At 31.5% G+C, this 18,829-nt stretch carries 20 protein-coding genes and 3 rRNA genes; 12 read left to right on the top strand and 11 right to left on the bottom strand.

Annotated elements, in window-relative coordinates; translation table 4 throughout:
- Positions 1 to 14 precede the first annotated feature (14 nt).
- The 5 genes from AACK86_RS02510 to AACK86_RS02530 all read left to right on the top strand — a co-directional run bounded on the left by AACK86_RS02510 (position 15) and on the right by AACK86_RS02530 (position 10,066).
- Entirely contained in the window at positions 15 to 4,370 is a 4,356-nt protein-coding gene (locus AACK86_RS02510; RefSeq protein ID WP_338982427.1) for a PolC-type DNA polymerase III, read from the top strand.
- A 473-nt stretch (positions 4,371 to 4,843) separates the two neighbouring features.
- Positions 4,844 to 6,368, top strand: a 16S ribosomal RNA gene (locus tag AACK86_RS02515).
- Between the two features lie 210 nt (positions 6,369 to 6,578).
- Positions 6,579 to 9,500, top strand: a 23S ribosomal RNA gene (locus AACK86_RS02520).
- A 73-nt stretch (positions 9,501 to 9,573) separates the two neighbouring features.
- Positions 9,574 to 9,697: ribosomal RNA gene (gene rrf / locus AACK86_RS02525) — 5S ribosomal RNA — on the top strand.
- Together the 16S, 23S and 5S rRNA genes form the textbook arrangement of a ribosomal RNA operon.
- Before the next feature lie 207 nt (positions 9,698 to 9,904).
- Positions 9,905 to 10,066 carry a hypothetical protein gene (locus AACK86_RS02530; RefSeq protein ID WP_338982428.1) on the top strand — a complete coding sequence of 54 codons (162 nt, stop codon included), beginning with the start codon at positions 9,905 to 9,907 and terminating at the stop codon, positions 10,064 to 10,066.
- A 113-nt stretch (positions 10,067 to 10,179) separates the two neighbouring features.
- On the opposite strand, the gene AACK86_RS07200 is transcribed toward AACK86_RS02530, so the two are convergent.
- The 9 genes from AACK86_RS07200 to AACK86_RS02565 all read right to left on the bottom strand — a co-directional run bounded on the left by AACK86_RS07200 (position 10,180) and on the right by AACK86_RS02565 (position 13,948).
- Positions 10,180 to 10,320, bottom strand: coding sequence for a hypothetical protein (locus tag AACK86_RS07200; protein WP_422398206.1), 141 nt, complete (start codon positions 10,318 to 10,320; stop codon positions 10,180 to 10,182).
- Positions 10,321 to 10,328: 8 nt separating this feature from the next.
- Positions 10,329 to 10,571, bottom strand: a complete 243-nt coding sequence (locus tag AACK86_RS07205; RefSeq protein ID WP_422398343.1) for a transposase — start codon at positions 10,569 to 10,571, stop codon at positions 10,329 to 10,331.
- On the bottom strand, positions 10,556 to 11,008 hold the full coding sequence (locus AACK86_RS07210; protein WP_338982632.1) for a transposase family protein: 453 nt from the start codon (positions 11,006 to 11,008) through the stop codon (positions 10,556 to 10,558). The genes AACK86_RS07205 and AACK86_RS07210 overlap by 16 nt, the downstream gene beginning before the upstream one ends.
- Before the next feature lie 419 nt (positions 11,009 to 11,427).
- Positions 11,428 to 11,889 carry a hypothetical protein gene (locus AACK86_RS02540; RefSeq protein ID WP_338982430.1) on the bottom strand — a complete coding sequence of 154 codons (462 nt, stop codon included), beginning with the start codon at positions 11,887 to 11,889 and terminating at the stop codon, positions 11,428 to 11,430.
- 31 nt (positions 11,890 to 11,920) lie between these two features.
- Positions 11,921 to 12,163: a hypothetical protein gene (locus AACK86_RS02545; RefSeq protein WP_338982432.1), complete on the bottom strand. Its 243-nt coding sequence runs from the start codon at positions 12,161 to 12,163 to the stop codon at positions 11,921 to 11,923.
- Positions 12,164 to 12,178: 15 nt separating this feature from the next.
- Complete coding sequence (locus tag AACK86_RS02550) at positions 12,179 to 12,409, bottom strand: hypothetical protein (protein ID WP_338982434.1); 231 nt, start codon at positions 12,407 to 12,409, stop codon at positions 12,179 to 12,181.
- 164 nt (positions 12,410 to 12,573) lie between these two features.
- Entirely contained in the window at positions 12,574 to 12,786 is a 213-nt protein-coding gene (locus AACK86_RS02555; RefSeq protein ID WP_338982436.1) for a hypothetical protein, read from the bottom strand.
- 65 nt (positions 12,787 to 12,851) lie between these two features.
- Positions 12,852 to 13,694, bottom strand: coding sequence for a rolling circle replication-associated protein (locus AACK86_RS02560; protein ID WP_338982438.1), 843 nt, complete (start codon positions 13,692 to 13,694; stop codon positions 12,852 to 12,854).
- Positions 13,607 to 13,948, bottom strand: a complete 342-nt coding sequence (locus tag AACK86_RS02565) for a hypothetical protein (RefSeq protein ID WP_338982441.1) — start codon at positions 13,946 to 13,948, stop codon at positions 13,607 to 13,609. Before AACK86_RS02565 ends, AACK86_RS02560 begins: the two co-directional genes overlap by 88 nt.
- Positions 13,949 to 14,355: 407 nt before the next feature.
- On the opposite strand from AACK86_RS02565, the gene AACK86_RS02570 reads away from it, so the two are divergent.
- Entirely contained in the window at positions 14,356 to 15,090 is a 735-nt protein-coding gene (locus AACK86_RS02570) for a hypothetical protein (protein ID WP_338982443.1), read from the top strand.
- A 69-nt stretch (positions 15,091 to 15,159) separates the two neighbouring features.
- On the opposite strand, the gene tpx is transcribed toward AACK86_RS02570, so the two are convergent.
- Positions 15,160 to 15,636, bottom strand: a complete 477-nt coding sequence (gene tpx, locus AACK86_RS02575) for a thiol peroxidase (protein WP_338982445.1) — start codon at positions 15,634 to 15,636, stop codon at positions 15,160 to 15,162.
- A 137-nt stretch (positions 15,637 to 15,773) separates the two neighbouring features.
- Between tpx and AACK86_RS07215 the strand changes: the two genes are divergently transcribed.
- The 3 genes from AACK86_RS07215 (at position 15,774) to AACK86_RS07225 (ending at position 16,605) form a co-directional block, all read left to right on the top strand.
- Positions 15,774 to 16,115, top strand: coding sequence for a helix-turn-helix domain-containing protein (locus tag AACK86_RS07215; protein WP_422398284.1), 342 nt, complete (start codon positions 15,774 to 15,776; stop codon positions 16,113 to 16,115).
- Positions 16,078 to 16,227: a hypothetical protein gene (locus AACK86_RS07220; RefSeq protein WP_422398285.1), complete on the top strand. Its 150-nt coding sequence runs from the start codon at positions 16,078 to 16,080 to the stop codon at positions 16,225 to 16,227. The genes AACK86_RS07215 and AACK86_RS07220 overlap by 38 nt, the downstream gene beginning before the upstream one ends.
- Positions 16,228 to 16,350: 123 nt before the next feature.
- Positions 16,351 to 16,605, top strand: a complete 255-nt coding sequence (locus AACK86_RS07225) for a transposase family protein (protein WP_422398286.1) — start codon at positions 16,351 to 16,353, stop codon at positions 16,603 to 16,605.
- A gap of 266 nt (positions 16,606 to 16,871) precedes the next feature.
- Here AACK86_RS07225 and AACK86_RS02585 read toward each other — a convergent pair whose 3' ends face one another.
- Entirely contained in the window at positions 16,872 to 17,600 is a 729-nt protein-coding gene (locus AACK86_RS02585; protein WP_338981908.1) for a hypothetical protein, read from the bottom strand.
- Positions 17,601 to 18,116: 516 nt separating this feature from the next.
- Between AACK86_RS02585 and AACK86_RS02590 the strand changes: the two genes are divergently transcribed.
- The 3 genes from AACK86_RS02590 to AACK86_RS02600 are packed head-to-tail and all read left to right on the top strand — an operon-like array spanning position 18,117 to position 18,828.
- Positions 18,117 to 18,443 carry a hypothetical protein gene (locus AACK86_RS02590; RefSeq protein ID WP_338981773.1) on the top strand — a complete coding sequence of 109 codons (327 nt, stop codon included), beginning with the start codon at positions 18,117 to 18,119 and terminating at the stop codon, positions 18,441 to 18,443.
- Positions 18,444 to 18,445: 2 nt separating this feature from the next.
- On the top strand, positions 18,446 to 18,667 hold the full coding sequence (locus AACK86_RS02595; RefSeq protein WP_338982447.1) for a hypothetical protein: 222 nt from the start codon (positions 18,446 to 18,448) through the stop codon (positions 18,665 to 18,667).
- Positions 18,667 to 18,828, top strand: coding sequence for a hypothetical protein (locus tag AACK86_RS02600; RefSeq protein ID WP_338982449.1), 162 nt, complete (start codon positions 18,667 to 18,669; stop codon positions 18,826 to 18,828). The genes AACK86_RS02595 and AACK86_RS02600 overlap by 1 nt, the downstream gene beginning before the upstream one ends.
- Position 18,829: the final 1 nt, after the last annotated feature.

The following is an 18,829-nucleotide window of genomic DNA, read 5'->3' on the forward strand; positions in this document are numbered from 1 at the left end:
TCAGGGGTGAAAGTATGGAAAAGAATTTACAGCAATTGTGAAAAATAATGAAGTTTTCTTTAAAAAATGATATTTTACAACAAGCAAAATTATTGAAAATAGAATTTAAGAAAAAGAATGATACGCTGTATTTTACATTGCAAATTAACAAAATTTTACCAATTGAAATTATTAGAGAACTTGAACAATGTTTATTGAAACTTGATTTTCGTAGTAAAATAACTTTTTTATGTATAGATGCTAATTATGTACTGGAACAAATTGTTGATTATTGAGAATATATTAAGCAAACTAAGACAAAACAAAAAGAGTACATTAATAGTAATATTTCTTGTGATAATTTAGTGTTGGAAAATAATGATTTGCTTATTAAAGTTTATAATGAATCACAAGCGGCATTGACTAATCGGCATTTAAAATATTATCAAGAGCGAATGCGTCGGTATGGTTTTCAAAACTTGTCTTTAAAAATAAAAATTGAACAATATGATGTTTCTGTTGATCCAGCAATGATACAAATTGAAGAAGAAGAACGAATGAAAGTCCAACAAAGAGAACAACAACAAGTAAAGGCTTTGCCTGCAAAAAAACGGGCTTTTAAAGGCAATTTGTCTAGTAGTGATAATTTATTGTCGCAAGTATCGTGTAAAATTTCAGAATTGGAAGAAGATGTTCGGGGGGTTACTATTCAAGGACAAATTTTTCGTAAAGATTGTAAATTAACAAAAACTAAACGATGAATTTATTCAATATTAATTAGTGATTTTAGTGATGCGATTGCTTTAAGATATTTTACAAGTGATGATATAAAAGACAAGCTTTTAGAAGAACTACAAGAAAAGGATTGAATTGTTGTTAAAGGTAATGTGCGGTTTGATAATTTTTCTCGTGAACAAGTTTTGTGAGTAAATAAAATTCAAAAGATTGCTGATCCGCATTTACGAACTGATGATATGGTAGAAAAGCGGATTGAATTTCATTTACATACAAAAATGAGTGCGATGGATGGGGTTACAAGTATTGGTGAATATATTAAACAAGCAAGTCTTTGAAAACATTCAGCAATTGCGATTACTGATCATTTAAATGTTCAATCATTTCCTGATGCGCAAATCGCCCAAAAGAAATATCCTGCTGTTAAGGTTATTTATGGTGTGGAAATGCAAATGATTGATAGTAGTGTTAAAGCGATTACTAATGCTACTAGTGATGCGATTAATGCTTGTAAGTTTGTTATTTTTGATATTGAAACAACAGGATTGTCTAGTCGTTATGATGAAATTATTGAATTTGGAGCGGTAGTTATTGAGGGTCGGGGGTTAAGTGATAAAAGATATGATTTTTTAATTAAACCTAAAAGTAATGTTAGTGCTTTTAGTGAATCATTAACTGGGATTAGTAACGAAATGTTACAAGATAAGCCCCCAATTGAAATTGTGGCTGCTGAGATTAAAGAAGTTTTACAAGATGCTGTTCTTGTGGCTCATAATGCATCATTTGATATTGGTTTTATTCAAGAATTGTGAAATCAAATGGGTTATGGAAAACTTACTAATCCGATTATTGATACCTTGCAATTATCACGGTTATTACAACAACAGTTACGCTATCATCGTTTAGGAACGGTTGCTAGAAAATATAATATTAAGTATAATGAAGAAATTGCTCATCGTGCTGATTATGATGCTGAAATATTAGCTGATGTGTTTGCTGTGATGTTAACGGATTTAGAAGATAATTATCAAGTAAAAACATTATTAGATATTGAAAAAATTAATTATGAACCAATTTTTGCCAAGTTATTTGGTAATCATACGACAGTAATTGCTAAAAATGAGCAAGGATTGAAAGATTTATTTTCGTTAGTTTCGTTATCGCATACTAAGTACTTTTATAGTAGTCCTAAAATTACGATTGCGGCATTGCAAGAAATGCGTGCTAATGTTTTTATTGGTTCTGGTTGTGTTAATGGTCAGGTTTTTGAGTTTGCTCGTAATCGGAGTCAACAAGAATTTGAAGCAATAATGCAATTTTATGATTATATTGAAGTACAACCTCTAAGTGTTTACAATCATTTAGTTGAAAGTGGTGAGATGACAGTTGAACATTTAATGCGGATTGTAAAAAATATTGTTCATACTGCAAAGAAACTTAATAAAGTGGTTATTGCTTCTTCTGATGTTCATTATTTAAATCCGCAAGATAAGATTTTTCGTGATGTATATATTAATACTAAGGGTTTAGGAGGAAGAATGCATCCTTTATTTGACCGTAAAGGTCGTGTTAAAAATAATCCTGAGCAACATTTAAGAACCACTGCTGAGATGTTAAATGAGTTTAGTTTTTTAGAAGATGAAGTTTTAATTAAGGAATTGGTTATTACTAGCCCTAATTATTTAAATGAGCAAATTTCGTGGTTGCGACCGATTAAAGATGATTTGTATACCCCAGTAATTGATAATGGTGATGTTGATAGCAATTTGAAAAGATTATGTTATGATAACGCGAAAAAAATTTATGGTGCAGTATTGCCAATAATGGTAGAAGAAAGGTTATCTCGGGAGTTAGATGCGATTTTAAAGCATGGTTTTGGGGTTGTTTATTGAATTGCTCATTTGTTAGTTACAAGGTCATTAAATGATGGTTATTTGGTTGGTTCTCGTGGTTCTGTGGGGTCGTCACTAGTTGCGACAATGGCGAAGATTACCGAAGTAAATCCATTAGTGCCACATTATGTGTGTTCGCAATGCCAATATAGTGAATTTGTTAGTGATGAAAATATTCGTAGTGGTTATGATCTACCACCAAAAAATTGTCCACAATGTCGTCATCTTTTAACTGGTGATGGTCATGATATTCCTTTTGAAACCTTTTTAGGTTTTGATGGTGATAAAGTACCGGATATTGATTTGAATTTTTCTGGTGAGTATCAAATGATTGCTCATAATTTTACTAAAGAGATGTTTGGCGAGGATAATGTGTTTCGGGCGGGAACAATTTCTACTGTGGCACAAAAAACAGCATTTGGTTATGCTCGTGGTTATTTAGAAGATGTGAAAGGTAATCATTTTGTTAAAAAGGCGTATTTGGAATGATTAGCACAAGGTTGTGAGGGTGTTAAACGAACAACCGGACAACATCCGGGGGGAATTATTGTTGTTCCTAAGAACTATGATGTTAATGATTTTACGCCAGTAAATTTCCCAGCCGATGATATTACTTCTCAGTGAAAAACAACGCATTTTGATTTTCATGCCATTCATGATAACTTGTTAAAGTTAGATATTTTGGGACATGTTGATCCCACAGCATTAAAAATGTTACATGACCTTACTGGATATGATCCGCAAAATATTTTGTGTAATGATGCCGAAGTACTTTCATTATTTAGTTCCCCAGAAATTATGAAGATTACTAGTAGTGATATTAATAATGAAAAAACTGGAGCTGTGGGCTTACCTGAGTTTGGTACCCAATTTGTTCGTAAAATGTTAGAAGAAACAAATCCGACGAGTTTTGCTGATTTAGTGCAAATTTCTGGTTTATCGCATGGTACTGATGTGTGAGTAAATAATGCCCAAACATTAATTACCCATCAAGATTTAAAATTAAAAGATGTTATTGGTTGTCGTGATGATATTATGACTTATTTAATTCATCGTGAGATTCCGTCAAATATTGCTTTTAACATTATGGAAACCGTTCGTAAGGGAAAAGGTATCACTGATGAGCACCAAAAAATTATGATTAGTCATAATGTTCCCCAATGATATATTGCATCGTGTCAAAAAATTAAGTATATGTTTCCTAAGGCGCACGCGACAGCTTATGTTCTAATGGCGTTGCGAATTGCTTGATATAAAATTAATTATCCGCACGAATATTATGCGACTTATTTTTCAACACGATGTGATGTTTTTGATATTAAGACGATTGCTAAGGGAAGGAATGCTGTTTTAACAAAATTAACCGATATCTTATCACGGATGGATAATGGTTATAATGTTGTTAATAAGTTAACTCAAAAGGAGAAGGATTTAGTACCAGTGTTGGAAGTAGCATTAGAAATGTATGCTCGCAAAATTGAATTTATTGGTATTAATTTAGAACATTCTTTAGCAACAAATTTTGTTGTTCAAGAGTTTGCTGGTCTTAAAAAGATTGTTCCGCCATTATCAGCATTAGATGGTCTGGGTAGTACTGTTGCTAATTCAATTGTTGAAGCTAGAACTGAAAGAGCGATTGCCTCTTTGGAAGATTTGCAAAAAAGAACTAGTATTACTAAAACGCATTTAAAGGAATTTGAGGAGATGGGTATTCTATCAGGTTTAGATAAATTTGATCAAATATCTTTGAACTTTTTTGAATAATTAAAAGTAAAAAATGAATTAGTTAAGAGTTAAGTAAAACCTTAATAGGTTTTACTTTTTCTGTAAGATGTTAAACAAAAGTTTTTGTTGTTGCTTTTCTTTTATTAAAATTGTATCTAAAATGGATAGTTTAGTTTTTTAAAAATATTTAATTTATATCGTTAAATAGTTAAAATTTGTGGTAATATATATTTACGGTTTTAAAACATTCCGAAGATATATATTGAATTTAATTGATTAAATATTGGTTTAAAAGATAATTAGAATTATTTTAAAAAAAGTTTAAATTTATGTTGACATTTATTTCCAAATTCAGTATTATCTTAAATGTACTAGTAATTAAGTCGTTAAGATTCTTACTATTACGAAATGATCTTTGAAAACTAAACAGAACAATCTGTCAATCTGATGAGTTATGAAACAAACAATAAAAATTGAAAACATTAATATAAAATGTTTTTTTATTTTCACTTTTTAATGAGAGTTTGATCCTGGCTCAGGATTAACGCTGGCGGCATGCCTAATACATGCAAGTCGAACGAGAGTGCTTGCACTCTAGTGGCGAACGGGTGAGTAACACGTATCTAATTTACCTTTTTGAGGGGAATAACCGTTGGAAACGACGGCTAATACCGCATAGGTTATCGTTAGGCATCTAATGATAATTAAAGGTGCGTTTGCACTACAAAAAGATAAGGATGCGCTGCATTAGTTAGTTGGTAAGGTAATGGCTTACCAAGACGATGATGCATAGCCGACCTGAGAGGGTGAACGGCCACACTGGGACTGAGACACGGCCCAGACTCCTACGGGAGGCAGCAGTAGGGAATTTTTCACAATGGGCGAAAGCCTGATGGAGCAATGCCGCGTGACTGATGAAGGCCTTCGGGTTGTAAAGGTCTGTTGTAAGGAAAGAATAGTAAGAATAGGAAATGATTCTTATTTGACGGTACCTTACCAGAAAGCCACGGCAAACTATGTGCCAGCAGCCGCGGTAATACATAGGTGGCAAGCGTTATCCGGATTTATTGGGCGTAAAGGGTGCGTAGGCGGTAATATAAGTCTAAGGTTAAAGATCGAAGCTTAACTTCGATTTGCCTTGGAAACTGTATAACTAGAGTTCAGGAGAGGTTAGTGGAATTCCATGTGTAGCGGTGAAATGCGTAGATATATGGAGGAACACCAGTGGCGAAGGCGACTAACTGGCCTGTAACTGACGCTGAGGCACGAAAGCAGGAGTATCAAATAGGATTAGATACCCTAGTAGTTCCTGCCGTAAACGATGAGTACTAAGTGTCGGCTTTAATGTCGGTGCTGCAGCTAACGCATTAAGTACTCCGCCTGAGTAGTATGCTCGCAAGAGTGAAACTCAAAGGAATTGACGGGGACCCGCACAAGCGGTGGATCATGTGGTTTAATTCGAAGCAACGCGAAGAACCTTACCCAGACTTGACATCCAGTGCAATGCTATAGAAATATAGTGGAGGTTAACACTGAGACAGGTGGTGCATGGTTGTCGTCAGCTCGTGTCGTGAGATGTTGGGTTAAGTCCCGCAACGAGCGCAACCCTTATCATTAGTTGCTAACATTTAGTTGAGGACTCTAATGAGACTGCTAGTGCAAGCTAGAGGAAGGTGGGGATGACGTCAAATCATCATGCCCCTTATGTCTGGGGCTACACACGTGATACAATGGTCGGTACAAAGAGTCGCAAACTCGCAAGGGCAAGCTAATCTCAAAAAGCCGATCTCAGTTCGGATTGAAGTCTGCAACTCGACTCCATGAAGTTGAAATCGCTAGTAATCGCGGATCAGCAATGCCGCGGTGAATACGTTCTCGGGTCTTGTACACACCGCCCGTCACACCACGAGAGTTGGTAATGCCAGAAGTTTGTATCTTAACAGTTTACTGAGAGAGCAACCCAAGGTAGGATTGACGATTGGGGTGAAGTCGTAACAAGGTATCCGTACCGGAAGGTGCGGATGGATCACCTCCTTTCTATGGAGTTTATATTTATAAACTAATTACATTAGATTTTAACAAATAACTTTGGTTGAGGATGTTCTGTTTAGTTTTGAGAGATTATTTATCTCTCAAACGCAATATGAGAAATTACAGTGTAATTTCTATGAGCATTGTTCTTTGAAAACTGGATATAAACATTTATTTTTATAATTGCAATAGGTTTTTCTTTTGACAAAGAAAAATTAGTAAGTTAATAAGAGCATATAGTGGATGCCTTGGGATTAGGAGCCGATGAAAGACGTGACTACCTGCGATAAGCCTTGGGGAGCTGGAAGTAAGCTTTGAGCCAGGGATTTCTGAATGGGGTAACCTACTATTCTTAATCGAATAGTGTCATATGATGAATACATAGTCATATTGATGGGATACCTAGGGAAATGAAACATCTTAGTACCTAGAGGAAAAGAAAGCGAATGCGATTCCCTTAGTAGCGGCGAGCGAAGAGGGAACAGGACAAACCATTCTTCTGAATGTGGGTTTGGACCATCTATATAGAGTTTTAGAAAATTTTTTGATAGTAGAAATCGCTGGGATGCGATGCCATAGAGAGTGAAAGCCTCGTATACGAAATTGAAAAGTCTCTTGATGGGATCCGGAGTACGGCGAGACACGAGAAATCTTGTCGGAATATGCGCAGACCACTGCGTAATCCTAAATACTACCTAATCACCGATAGTGAACCAGTACCGTGAGGGAAAGGTGAAAAGTACCCCGAGAGGGGAGTGAAATAGTATCTGAAACTATATGCTTACAAGAAGTCGGAGCTCGTTAATGAGTGACGGCGTGCCTTTTGTAGAATGAGCCGGCGAGTTATGATTATATGCAAGGTTAAGTGGAAAACATGGAGCCGTAGTGAAAGCGAGCCTTAATAGGGCGTTTAGTATGTAGTCGTAGACCCGAAACCAGGCGATCTAGCCATGAGCAGGTTGAAGTTAAGGTAATACTTAATGGAGGACCGAACCAACGTTCGTGAAAAGACCGTGGATGACTTGTGGCTAGTGGTGAAATTCCAATCGAGCCTGGAGATAGCTGGTTCTCCCCGAAATAGTTTTAGGACTAGCGTCAAAATTAGCGCAACGGAGGTAAAGCACTGAATGTATGATGGCCCCACCTCGGGGTACTGAATGCAATCAAACTCTGAATGCCGTTGTTGTATGTTTGGCAGTCAGTCTGTGGGTGATAAGGTCCATGGACGAGAGGGAAACAGCCCAGATCATCAGTTAAGGTCCCAAAATCAATGCTAAGTGTAAAAGGATGTGGAATGACTTAAACAGCTTGTAGGTTGGCTTAGAAGCAGCCATCCTTTAAAGAGTGCGTAACAGCTCACAAGTCGAGTTATTCTGCGCCGAAGATGTACCGGGGCTAAGCATTGTACCGAAACTATGGATTTTAAATTATTTTAAAGTGGTAGGGGAGCGTTCTAAACGGGACGAAGGTAGATCGTAAGGACTACTGGACTGTTTAGAAGTGAGAATGCCGGCATGAGTAACGATTGAAAGTGAGAATCTTTCATGCCGTTTGACTAAGGTTTCCTGGGCAAGGTTCGTCCACCCAGGGTTAGTCGGGACCTAAGGCGAGGCCGAAAGGCGTAGTCGATGGACAACAGGTTGATATTCCTGTACCACCATGGTATGGAATGGAGTGACGGAGAAGGCTAAGATATCCCGGTTAATGGATTTCCGGGCTAAGCGCAAAGAGGGTCATTTAGTAAATTTTATGGCATAACCTTGAAGCGTTATGGGGAGTGAAAGCTTCGGCAAGTAGCGAAGAGTCTGATGCCACGCTTCCAAGAAAAACTTCTACTATTAACTATCATGGTGCTCGTACCGAGAACGAACACACGTGGTCAAGGAGAAAATCCTAAGGCAAGCGAGATAACTATAGCTAAGGAACTCTGCAAAATCATCCCGTAAGTTAGCAAGAAGGGATGCTCATATAAGTAATTATGTGAGCCGCAGTGAAGAGGCCGGGGCGACTGTTTAGCAAAAACACAGCTCTCTGCTAAGTCGTAAGACGATGTATAGGGGGTGACGCCTGCCCAGTGCTGGAAGGTTAAGAGGAGGGGTTAATAATTTATTATGAAGCTCAGAATTGAAGCCCCAGTGAACGGCGGCCGTAACTATAACGGTCCTAAGGTAGCGAAATTCCTTGTCAGGTAAGTTCTGACCCGCACGAAAGGCGTAACGATCCCGGCGCTGTCTCGGCTATAGACTCGGTGAAATTTTAGTACCTGTGAAGATGCAGGTTACCCGCAACTAGACGGAAAGACCCCGTAGAGCTTTACTATAACTTGATATTGATTTTTGATCTACTATGTACAGGATAGGTGGGAGACTTTGAAGTAGATACGCTAGTATCTATGGAGTTAACGTTGGGATACCACTCTTATTATTTTGAAAATCTAACCTTATTCAGTTATCCTGAATAGGAACAGTGTCAGGTGGGTAGTTTGACTGGGGCGGTCGCCTCCTAAAGAGTAACGGAGGCGCCCAAAGGTACCCTCAGTATGTATGGAAATCATACGCAGAGCGCAAAAGTAGAAGGGTGCTTGACTGTGAGACTTACAAGTCGAACAGGAACGAAAGTTGGGTTTAGTGATCCGGCGGTCCTGAGTGGAAAGGCCGTCGCTCAACGGATAAAAGTTACCTCGGGGATAACAGGCTTATCTCCCCCAAGAGTTCACATCGACGGGGAGGTTTGGCACCTCGATGTCGGCTCATCACATCCTGGAGCTGAAGTTGGTTCCAAGGGTTGGGCTGTTCGCCCAATAAAGTGGTACGTGAGCTGGGTTTAGAACGTCGTGAGACAGTTTGGTCCCTATCTGTTGTGGGCGTAGGAAGTTTGAGGAGATCTGTTCTTAGTACGAGAGGACCGGAATGGACCTACCTCTGGTGCTCCAGTTGTCATGCCAATGGCACAGCTGGGTAGCTATGTAGGGAATTGATAAGTGCTGAAAGCATCTAAGCACGAAGCAAACTTCAAGATGAGACTTCCCATCCAGAAATGGAATAAGACCCCTTAAAGATTATGAGGTTGATAGGTTGGCTGTGTAAGTATGGTGACATATTTAGCTAACCAATACTAATAGGTCGAGGGCTTACTTTATTTTAAAAGTAATTCCTATTGTTGAAAGTCTAAAATAATGTTTATGTCTAGTTTTGAGAGAGCAATCTCTCAATCTGGTGCCTATAGCGGCGTGGTCACACCTGTTCCCATTCCGAACACAGAAGTTAAGCATGCCTGCGCTGACGATACCTTTATGGTGAAAATTATTTCACAGGGAAAATAAGACGGTGCCAGATTTTTTAATTTATTAATTCACTTTTTTTATTAAAAATATAATACAATAGTTAATAATAATTGTATTATATTTTTAATAAAAAAATTTTAAAAAGGTGTTGATATTAATGATTCGGAAAGTATCTAATACATTAATAGTCATTATTATTGGTTTTGTTATGTTTTCAGTTACTTAGGGACTTTTATTAAGTTATGTTAATTTTAATCCCATGACTTATAATAACATTAAAACTGATAATGTTAGTTGTAATATTAAAGTATTAGAAATTTCTGAACAAATTGTTAATGATTCAATTCGTAAAGAAAATTCTTTATTAGACTTCTTGCATAACCTATTAAAAAAATTACAAATATTTGTAAAAAGACAGTAATAGAAAAATATAATTTTAATTAATTATGTCTTTTATCTAAAAAATTAATATTTTGCCACAACAAAAAATGAATTTATTATTTAAATTCTTTAATTTTAAATAAATCTTTTATGTTAAATTAATAATTGCAAATTATAAATTGAGGCAATTAAATTAAATCTTAAACCAAATCTTTTTCTACGATTACGATATTTTTCTGTCATAATTTTAAATTTTTTAAGAATAGCAAAAATATTTTCAATAATAATTCTCATTTTTGAAACTAGTCTATTATGTTTTTTTGTGCTTTATTTAAATGGTTTTTCTTTGTTTTCTTTGTAGGTATTAGAACATTATTGTGAATTTTTTGTATTCCTTGATAACCACTATCAACTATTAATTTGGTATTTTTTAAAATTGGGATTTTTGATTCTTTAAATAAAGCATAATCATGTTTTTTCCCAAGTGAAAAACTTGTTGCAATAATTTTTCTGGTTTCTTGTTCGATAATTACTTGTGTTTTAATGGTGTGTTTTTTCTTTTTACCAGAATAAGATTGTTTTTGTCTTTTTTTGGGCGTTGGATTGGAGTTTCGGTAGCATCAATAATAATAGTTTTATCATTAAAATAATCATTTATTAGTGCTTTTTTACCAGCAAGTTGTTGAAAATCAGAGTTTTTAATTAAAATATCTTCAATTCACTTGATATTCCGATAACAATTAGCTTCACTAATTCCGAAATTTTTACCAAGATGAAAATAAGTCTGATATTCTCGTCAATATGATAAAGTCATCAATAATCTATTTTCTAGTGATAATTTATTAGTTTTACCACCTTTTTTAAATTTTTCTATTTCAGCTACTTGTAAAATATCTAACATTTTATTAAAAGTGGATTTTTTTATTCCTGTTAATCTTAACCATTCTTTATCATTAAGAGTATTAAATTTATTATTGTTCATATTTTGATATCCTCATAAATTATATTTTATAAGAATATTTTAATAAAAAAGGTATCGCAAGAAGTCTATTATCGTAAAGATTTAAAATTGACATTGGGATTTTCAATTTAAAGAAATAAATATCTAATTCCGGAATGCTGCGATACTTAATTTTGCGACCTTTTTTATCATTTTTAGCATTAATTAGAGTTAATCGTCATTGCTCGTATTCGCTTACCGATTTAAAAGTGCCATAAATAACTTGTAAATAGGGCCGAAAGATACTAACGGTTTTTTTCTAATGCCAACAATTATTGAATTAGCAATATCACGAACTTTAACTCAAATATGTTCGGCTCGTTGTCCGCTTGCTAATACGATATGGGTAAATTGGCGAGCCGAAGCGAAATATTCTTGTAAGCCTTGGGTACCCTATCATTTTATTTATAATCAGTTCCTTCTAAAAATAAGTTAGTTTCATCTCATAACAGTAAATGTTTTTCATCTAAAATTGGATAATTATAATCTAATAAAGACATATGCCCTAATGAAAGCATTTGTTTATCCGCAATCGGAAAAGTAGAAATCGTTTTTCAACCACTTAATAAGTAAGAAACTAAAACCATTAAAGCGATTTTTCCTGTCCCTAAAGCACCAATGACTAAATTTAAGGGTGAACTTAATAAGAAATTAATAAAACTACGACGAGCAAAGAAATGAGAAATTTTAGTATATAAAATATACAAAGCAATTAATAAATAAATAATATCAAATAGCATTCGTCAACTCTGAGGATTATAATAATGCAAAATCGCACCATAGAATCACGCAATAATAAATAAAGTGCGATTTAAAGCAACAAAATCATATAATCTTAAATTTATTTTTTTAAACAATAGCATCACTTAAATCACACTTTCTTTATTTTTATTATTATCTGCTGGGCATTAATTTTTCAAACATTTTGAAAGCGATTAAAAATAAACCAATAATCACCCCTAGCAAGAAAACTCAATATGTAGCAAAGAAATTAACGAGGTTTGGCATATTACCACCAATAATTTCAGTTCAAATATTACCGAACGCTTTAATTAATGCTTTTCATAAGTTAGTAACCGCTTGTTCACCAGTAACAGCTACTGGCGTAACCACTTCTGTTAAGAAAGTTCTAATCATATAATCACCCCCTTTCTAAACAAAATATGATTTAACCTTATAAAATAAAATAACCATAAATAAGATAATGAATACTAATACAATTCAAAAGGCAATATTCGCTATTAAAAGTCAAAGTAGTTCTTTAGTTAAATCAATTTCTTTACCACAAACTCACGCCGGAATAATTTTAATTTGAATAAATAAATTTCAAAAATACAATTTTGTCATTTCTCAATCTAAATCTTTTCAAGTAACTAAAAACATAATAATTAACGCTTAAAAGGTTAAAAGAGTAGAAAAATAATGGCCGAGAACAGCATTACAATTATTAAAATTGAAAACAAAAATACAACTTGGGGTGGTAAATCGGCAGTTGGATAAATTAATTCAATTAACTCAATAATTATTTTTTTAAACATTTTCTAAACCTACTTTTTAATTTCTTTTTCATCTTGTTCTAATAAATTTCGCTTAAACTTTGCAATAAATATTCGTTGTGCATAAGTAAAATCTTTTGGCAACCGCTTTGCTTCACTACCATATTTCTTTTTATCTTTAAAAAAAAGATAAATATTAACCGCAATATAGTATGCTAGTAATAATGTTAAAATCGTAAAGAACACTAACCCAAATATACTCATCTTTCTTTTCTCCTTAATTTTTAATTCTTATTTTAAATTGCAATTTTTCTTTCATTTTTTAACTCTTAATGTTTCATTTTTCTTAGTTGATTTCTAAATCTTAAACTTTCTAATGAAGCATAATTTGCACTCTCAAAGTCTATATAATTAATATTTTTAAATTCATAGATTGCTCCGCACATTTTGGTTTTAAATTTATTAACTGTTGATTTTAAGTATTTTACAAATTCAGAATTTACAGTTCGATTAACAATATTATTCAAAGTGTCGGTAAATACTTGTTTTCTAGTAATAGGGTTTTGACAGTTATATGAGAATTGATAAGCCTTGATATTTAAGTCATACTGGTTTAATGACTTTTCGTTCAGGACATTTTTAGTTATATATTTAGAGCAATATTTTACAACCATTTCATTAGTGTTTTCACGAACTCTAATATTTTTATTAATTCCATAAGGTCAAAATTGTAAAATAATTTTATGAGGTATTTTTTCGGTAATTAAAATATGAAAATGAATAACTCCTCGTTTCTGATATTCATAGGTATACAAATACTTAATATTTTTATTTTTAACTTTAAATCAATATTTTAATTTTTTAAAAAATTTATTTAAATCACGCTTACATTTTCTAATATCAAATTCATTAACATCAGCATAAGTAAGAGTTAAGAATGTAAGTTTTTTACAGTCTCAAAAATTATGATATGCCTTCTGAATAACATTAGATTTTGCAAGAATATTGCTATTAAGGAGTTTTGTATCACAATTACCTTTATTTTTTAAACCGCTAGCATTGCGGTTATTTGCTTTGATGCGTTCTAAAGGCATAACAATATTACGAATGTATTGACCGTAATAAATCGTTTTCATATAAAAATCAGTCTGATTTTGAGGTTGTAAATTCATATGTTAACTATTTTGGGGGTTTTTTCAAAAGTTAATTCGCAACTAAAAAATGATTTAACGTTTTCTTTTAACAGTTTATAAATTTCTTGTTGTTCTAGATTGTTATCATCAATTCATAAAGCCTTTTGTTCGCCGGTAGGCTCAAATAAGTCATTTTCATAAGGCAAAAATTCGGCAGAATAACCTGACATCATAGAGCCATCTTTATTTTTAAATATTTTTCTTTTTATACTAACTAATTTAACTTTAAACATTATTATCTAAATTTCTTTTACTTTTATTTTTTAAAATTTTTTTAATATGATTAATAAATTTTTTCTCACAAGCAACATGCAAATATCGTTTATCACTAAATAGATGTAAACACCAGCGACATATTTTATAATTTATCTTTCCTTTCAAAATTTAAAAACCCTTTTCATCGCAAGAATTACAGATTCCAACTGTATTTTTATTACCAATGACATAGCTTTCGCTGTCGCATTCAATACAAAATATTACTGCCAAAAGAAAACACCCCCTAAAAGTTTGTAGAAAACAAAATCTTGTCATAAATATTGATTTAACTATTGCACAACTAGAAAATATTAAGGTCAAATTAGAAATTAAAATTAAAAAATACCAAGATGAATTAGCACTTTTAAATGCTGATTTACAAAAATTGGATGAGTTAGTTAATAGTTTTGGGAAAGATAAATTAAAGGATATTAAACCTTTTATGGGTTCTAAAACTGATTGAAAGGGTAAAATTGCCCATATTAAAGCTGAATTTTTACGAATAATTGGTGAACGAAAAGATTTAATTAACGAAAATCATAGTTTAATAATACAACTTATTAAATTGTATTTTGAAACTGAGTTTGATTTTAATATCCACAAATTAAATACGGGTAATACCAGATTAGATGCGTATAATAAGGCAAAAGAATTAATTAAAACTTTATTAGGTGATGATTATCAACTTTTAAAAATTTCATTTAAAGGTTCAGAAACTGATAATTTAACTGGTAATTCAGAATGATACGATATGGATATTACTATTGGTAAAGAAACGGCAACGATTCGTTTTAAAGTAAAAAATTTTGGTTTTATTAGAAAATCAAATGAAGAAATTTTAACTAAAGTTAAAAATTTTTTAAAAATTCGCTATAACTGAGGTTTGAAGGAACTTACAAACTCAAGGAGCGAAGCTATTGCTCTTTTAAAAGAACAATTACAAAAATATTTGGGAAAAATAAACTATGATCAAGTAATTATTGAGGATGGAACACCAATTTCAAAAAATAATAAATTAACTTCTTTTTTTGGTGAAACAGATCTTGATTTAACTGTTAAAGTTGGTAGTTTAGATGAAGTTTCATTAAGTTTATATTTAGAAGGACTTTCACATATATAAAACTTATATAAGTTAATAATAAAATAAATAAAACACACTTTATACAAAGTGTGTTTTTAATATATGTGATTATTTGTTTAAAAAGTCTCATAGTTTAGCGTAATTTGGTTCCACTGATGTTTCTTCGTTAATATCAATGTAGATAACTATATTATTTTCATCTAATACTAACAAGGTTCTTGCTAGAAGTTCTAGTTTTTGGATTACTAAACCAGTTTTAATGCCGAAATCACGGTATTTGTAATCAGATATAAGGATGTGGTTATTGTCTTTAAAACTTTCACAAGCTTTATTTTGGGCGAAGGGTAGGTCTCTTGAAATTGTAATTAGTTGCATATTTTCTAGTTTACTAATATTTTCGTTCATATGTTTAGTTTGGTTTAAACAAGTGCTAGTATCAACACTGGGGACAACTGAGATTACTTTCTTTTTATTGACGATGTCAGTTATTTTAAAGTCTGACATATTAAGATTAGTGGCGATAAAATCAAGAGTTTCACCAATTTTAATTGGTTCTTTAATTAATTGTAAAGGTTTTCCTTTCATTTTTACTTCCATATTAGTCATCCTTAGGGTATGTATAATTTAATTATATAAAGAAATGATGTAATATAATAGACTTCTTGCGATACCTTTTTTATTAAAATATTCTTATAAAATATAATTTATGAGGATATCAAAATATGAACAATAATAAATTTAATACTCTTAATGATAAAGAATGGTTAAGATTAACAGGAATAAAAAAATCCACTTTTAATAAAATGTTAGATATTTTACAAGTAGCTGAAATAGAAAAATTTAAAAAAGGTGGTAAAACTAATAAATTATCACTAGAAAATAGATTATTGATGACTTTATCATATTGACGAGAATATCAGACTTATTTTCATCTTGGTAAAAATTTCGGAATTAGTGAAGCTAATTGTTATCGCAATATCAAGTGAATTGAAGATATTTTAATTAAAAACTCTGATTTTCAACAACTTGCTGGTAAAAAAAGCACTAATAAATGATTATTTTAATGATAAAACTATTATTATTGATGCTACCGAAACTCCAATCCAACGCCCAAAAAAAGACAAAAACAATCTTATTCTGGTAAAAAGAAAAAACACACCATTAAAACACAAGTAATTATCGAACAAGAAACCAGAAAAATTATTGCAACAAGTTTTTAACTTGGGAAAAAACATGATTATGCTTTATTTAAAGAATCAAAAATCCCAATTTTAAAAAATCCCAAATTAATAGTTGATAGTGGTTATCAAGGAATACAAAAAAATTCACAATAATGTTCTAATACCTACAAAGAAAACAAAGAAAAACCATTTAAATAAAGCACAAAAACAACATAATAGACTAGTTTCAAAAATGAGAATTATTATTGAAAATATTTTTGCTATTCTTAAAAAATTTAAAATTATGACAGAAAAATATCGTAATCGTAGAAAAAGATTTGGTTTAAGATTTAATTTAATTGCCTCAATTTATAATTTGCAATTATTAATTTAACATAAAAGATTTATTTAAAATTAAAGAATTTAAATAATAAATTCGTTTTTTGTTGTGGCAAAATATTAATTTTTTAGATAAAAGACATAATTAATTAAAATTATATTTTTCTATTACTGTCTTTTTACAAATATTTGTAATTTTTTTAATAGGTTATGCAAGAAGTCTATTATTACTTTTATAACTTTGAACGCCATCATTCATCATTAAACACTAAAACTCCTTTTCAAAAATTACGAGAACTTTTAACAAAGTAATTTTAATAGTTAACTATATTCACCCGGTCACAAATAAGTAGTGTTACTTCTTCCACTAAAGAAAACAACTAAATCGCCTTCATATCGGTTATTTCCTGCTGGAACATAAAGTCTTGCACTACTATTTGTTATATCTCGAACTCTTAAAATATTTATCAGTTCATTTGGCAAATGTTGATTATTAAACATAAATGTTTGAATAATGCGTTCTTCACTTGTACCGAGAATATTACCTAAATTTCTATTTAAATTCGGTAAAGTAGATAAACTTAATCTACTACCTCAATTTGAAGGCAGACCAAATGAATAATTATCTTGTGTTGGTGTTTGTCCACCATTAAAAGTTACTTGAACACTACCCGTATATGAAGTTCCTGAGTGAACATCAATAATAGCTCTATCCCCATAATTTACTGAAACATATATTATTCTGTTTCTTCCGGCTGTAGCTCTTAATTCGTTTGGTAAATTTGGATTTGCTCTTACAAATGCATTTAAAATCCTCAAATCAGATATTCTCCCCCCAGAACTGCTTCCTGGACGGATTGTTCCCAAATCAGTTTGTGTAACATAAGTAGAAATATCTGTTTGATATTGTCTTTTTACTCTGCTAAATTTTTTTAAATTACTTGTTTGTTGATAAATAATATTATTTTTTGCTGGGGCATTGCCAAGAAGTCCCGCCATTCCGCTTCCTGCTATTGTTATTGTTCCTAAAATTGATAGTAATTGTTTCATACTAATTAATTTCCTTTTCATAAATTTTTTAGTAATTAATAATAAAATTTATTCAATAATCAACAGCCTCTCTACCAAAAAACAATCTATAATCTTTTTGTCTTGGAATTTAATTATAAACTATTTTTAAAAACTTCCTTAGAATTTGTCGTTATTTATAAAAATTTTAAATAAAAAATTAAATCCACCCCTTTTTTAAAAATCCTCTTGTTCTTGTCATAAGTCTATGGTATATTACATATTTTTGTAGAAACTGTGTAAAGCACACACTTATGTTAGTTTTACACAAAATCAATAAATAAATATGAGCTCATTTATTTATTGCAAGAAATATAAGGTTAAATTAACACTTATTATTTTTAATTATGTCTTATATTTTTTTGCACCCATAAAATCAAACTAAGTTAATTAGTAAACGAAGTTTACTAACAAAACTTGTTAAACATTCAAATCTGCGATATATAAATGTTTAAAAAACTTAGTTAAATAACTTATTTTATAGAAAGGTAATTTACTATGAAAAACATTGAAAACATTTTCTTAAATACTAAAAAATATCTCTTAAAAGAAACTCAAAACGCCATTTTAATCAAAGCACCAAAAATTCCCTGATTTAATAAACAAATCGGTATTTGATTTCCAAAGCGATTTGTTTATAAAGGAAAATATGAAAATTCCATTTGCATCGGAATAATCAAGAATAATGAATACCAAGTAATTTCAATTAATCAATCTGAGCAAGAAACCAAGTTAATTAAAGGACAAGAATTATTAAGTTTCTTCATTACCGAAAAAGAAAACAACAAAAAAGATACAAATTATAACTATTTTAAAGGAGTTTAAAAATGAATACTACAATTGGACTAATATTTATAATCATTTGCATAATGTTACTGGCATATTTTGCTTATAAAATTTATGCAAAAATAAAAACGCGAATTAAATACAAAAATGCCATTAAAAATAATACTGGTAATTTTACAAAAGACGAAAAAGTATTTATTGCTCGCTTTGAAGAATGAGTTAAAGCTCCTAATTCAAAAGAAAATAATGAGAACAAAAAATAATGTTTTGAGAAATTATTATGGAATTCTTAAAACTGTTTGTTCCGATAGAAAAAATGCCTGCACAAGTGGCGTTTATTGCCGGATTAATTATTATCATTACTTTTCTTTTCACATTAATTTCAATTATGTATTTACTAATAAAAATGATTTTTGGGAGATAAA

It is taken from the genome of Spiroplasma endosymbiont of Eupeodes luniger, from assembly GCF_964019525.1.
GTDB lineage: Bacteria > Bacillota_I > Bacilli_A > Mycoplasmatales > Nriv7 > Nriv7.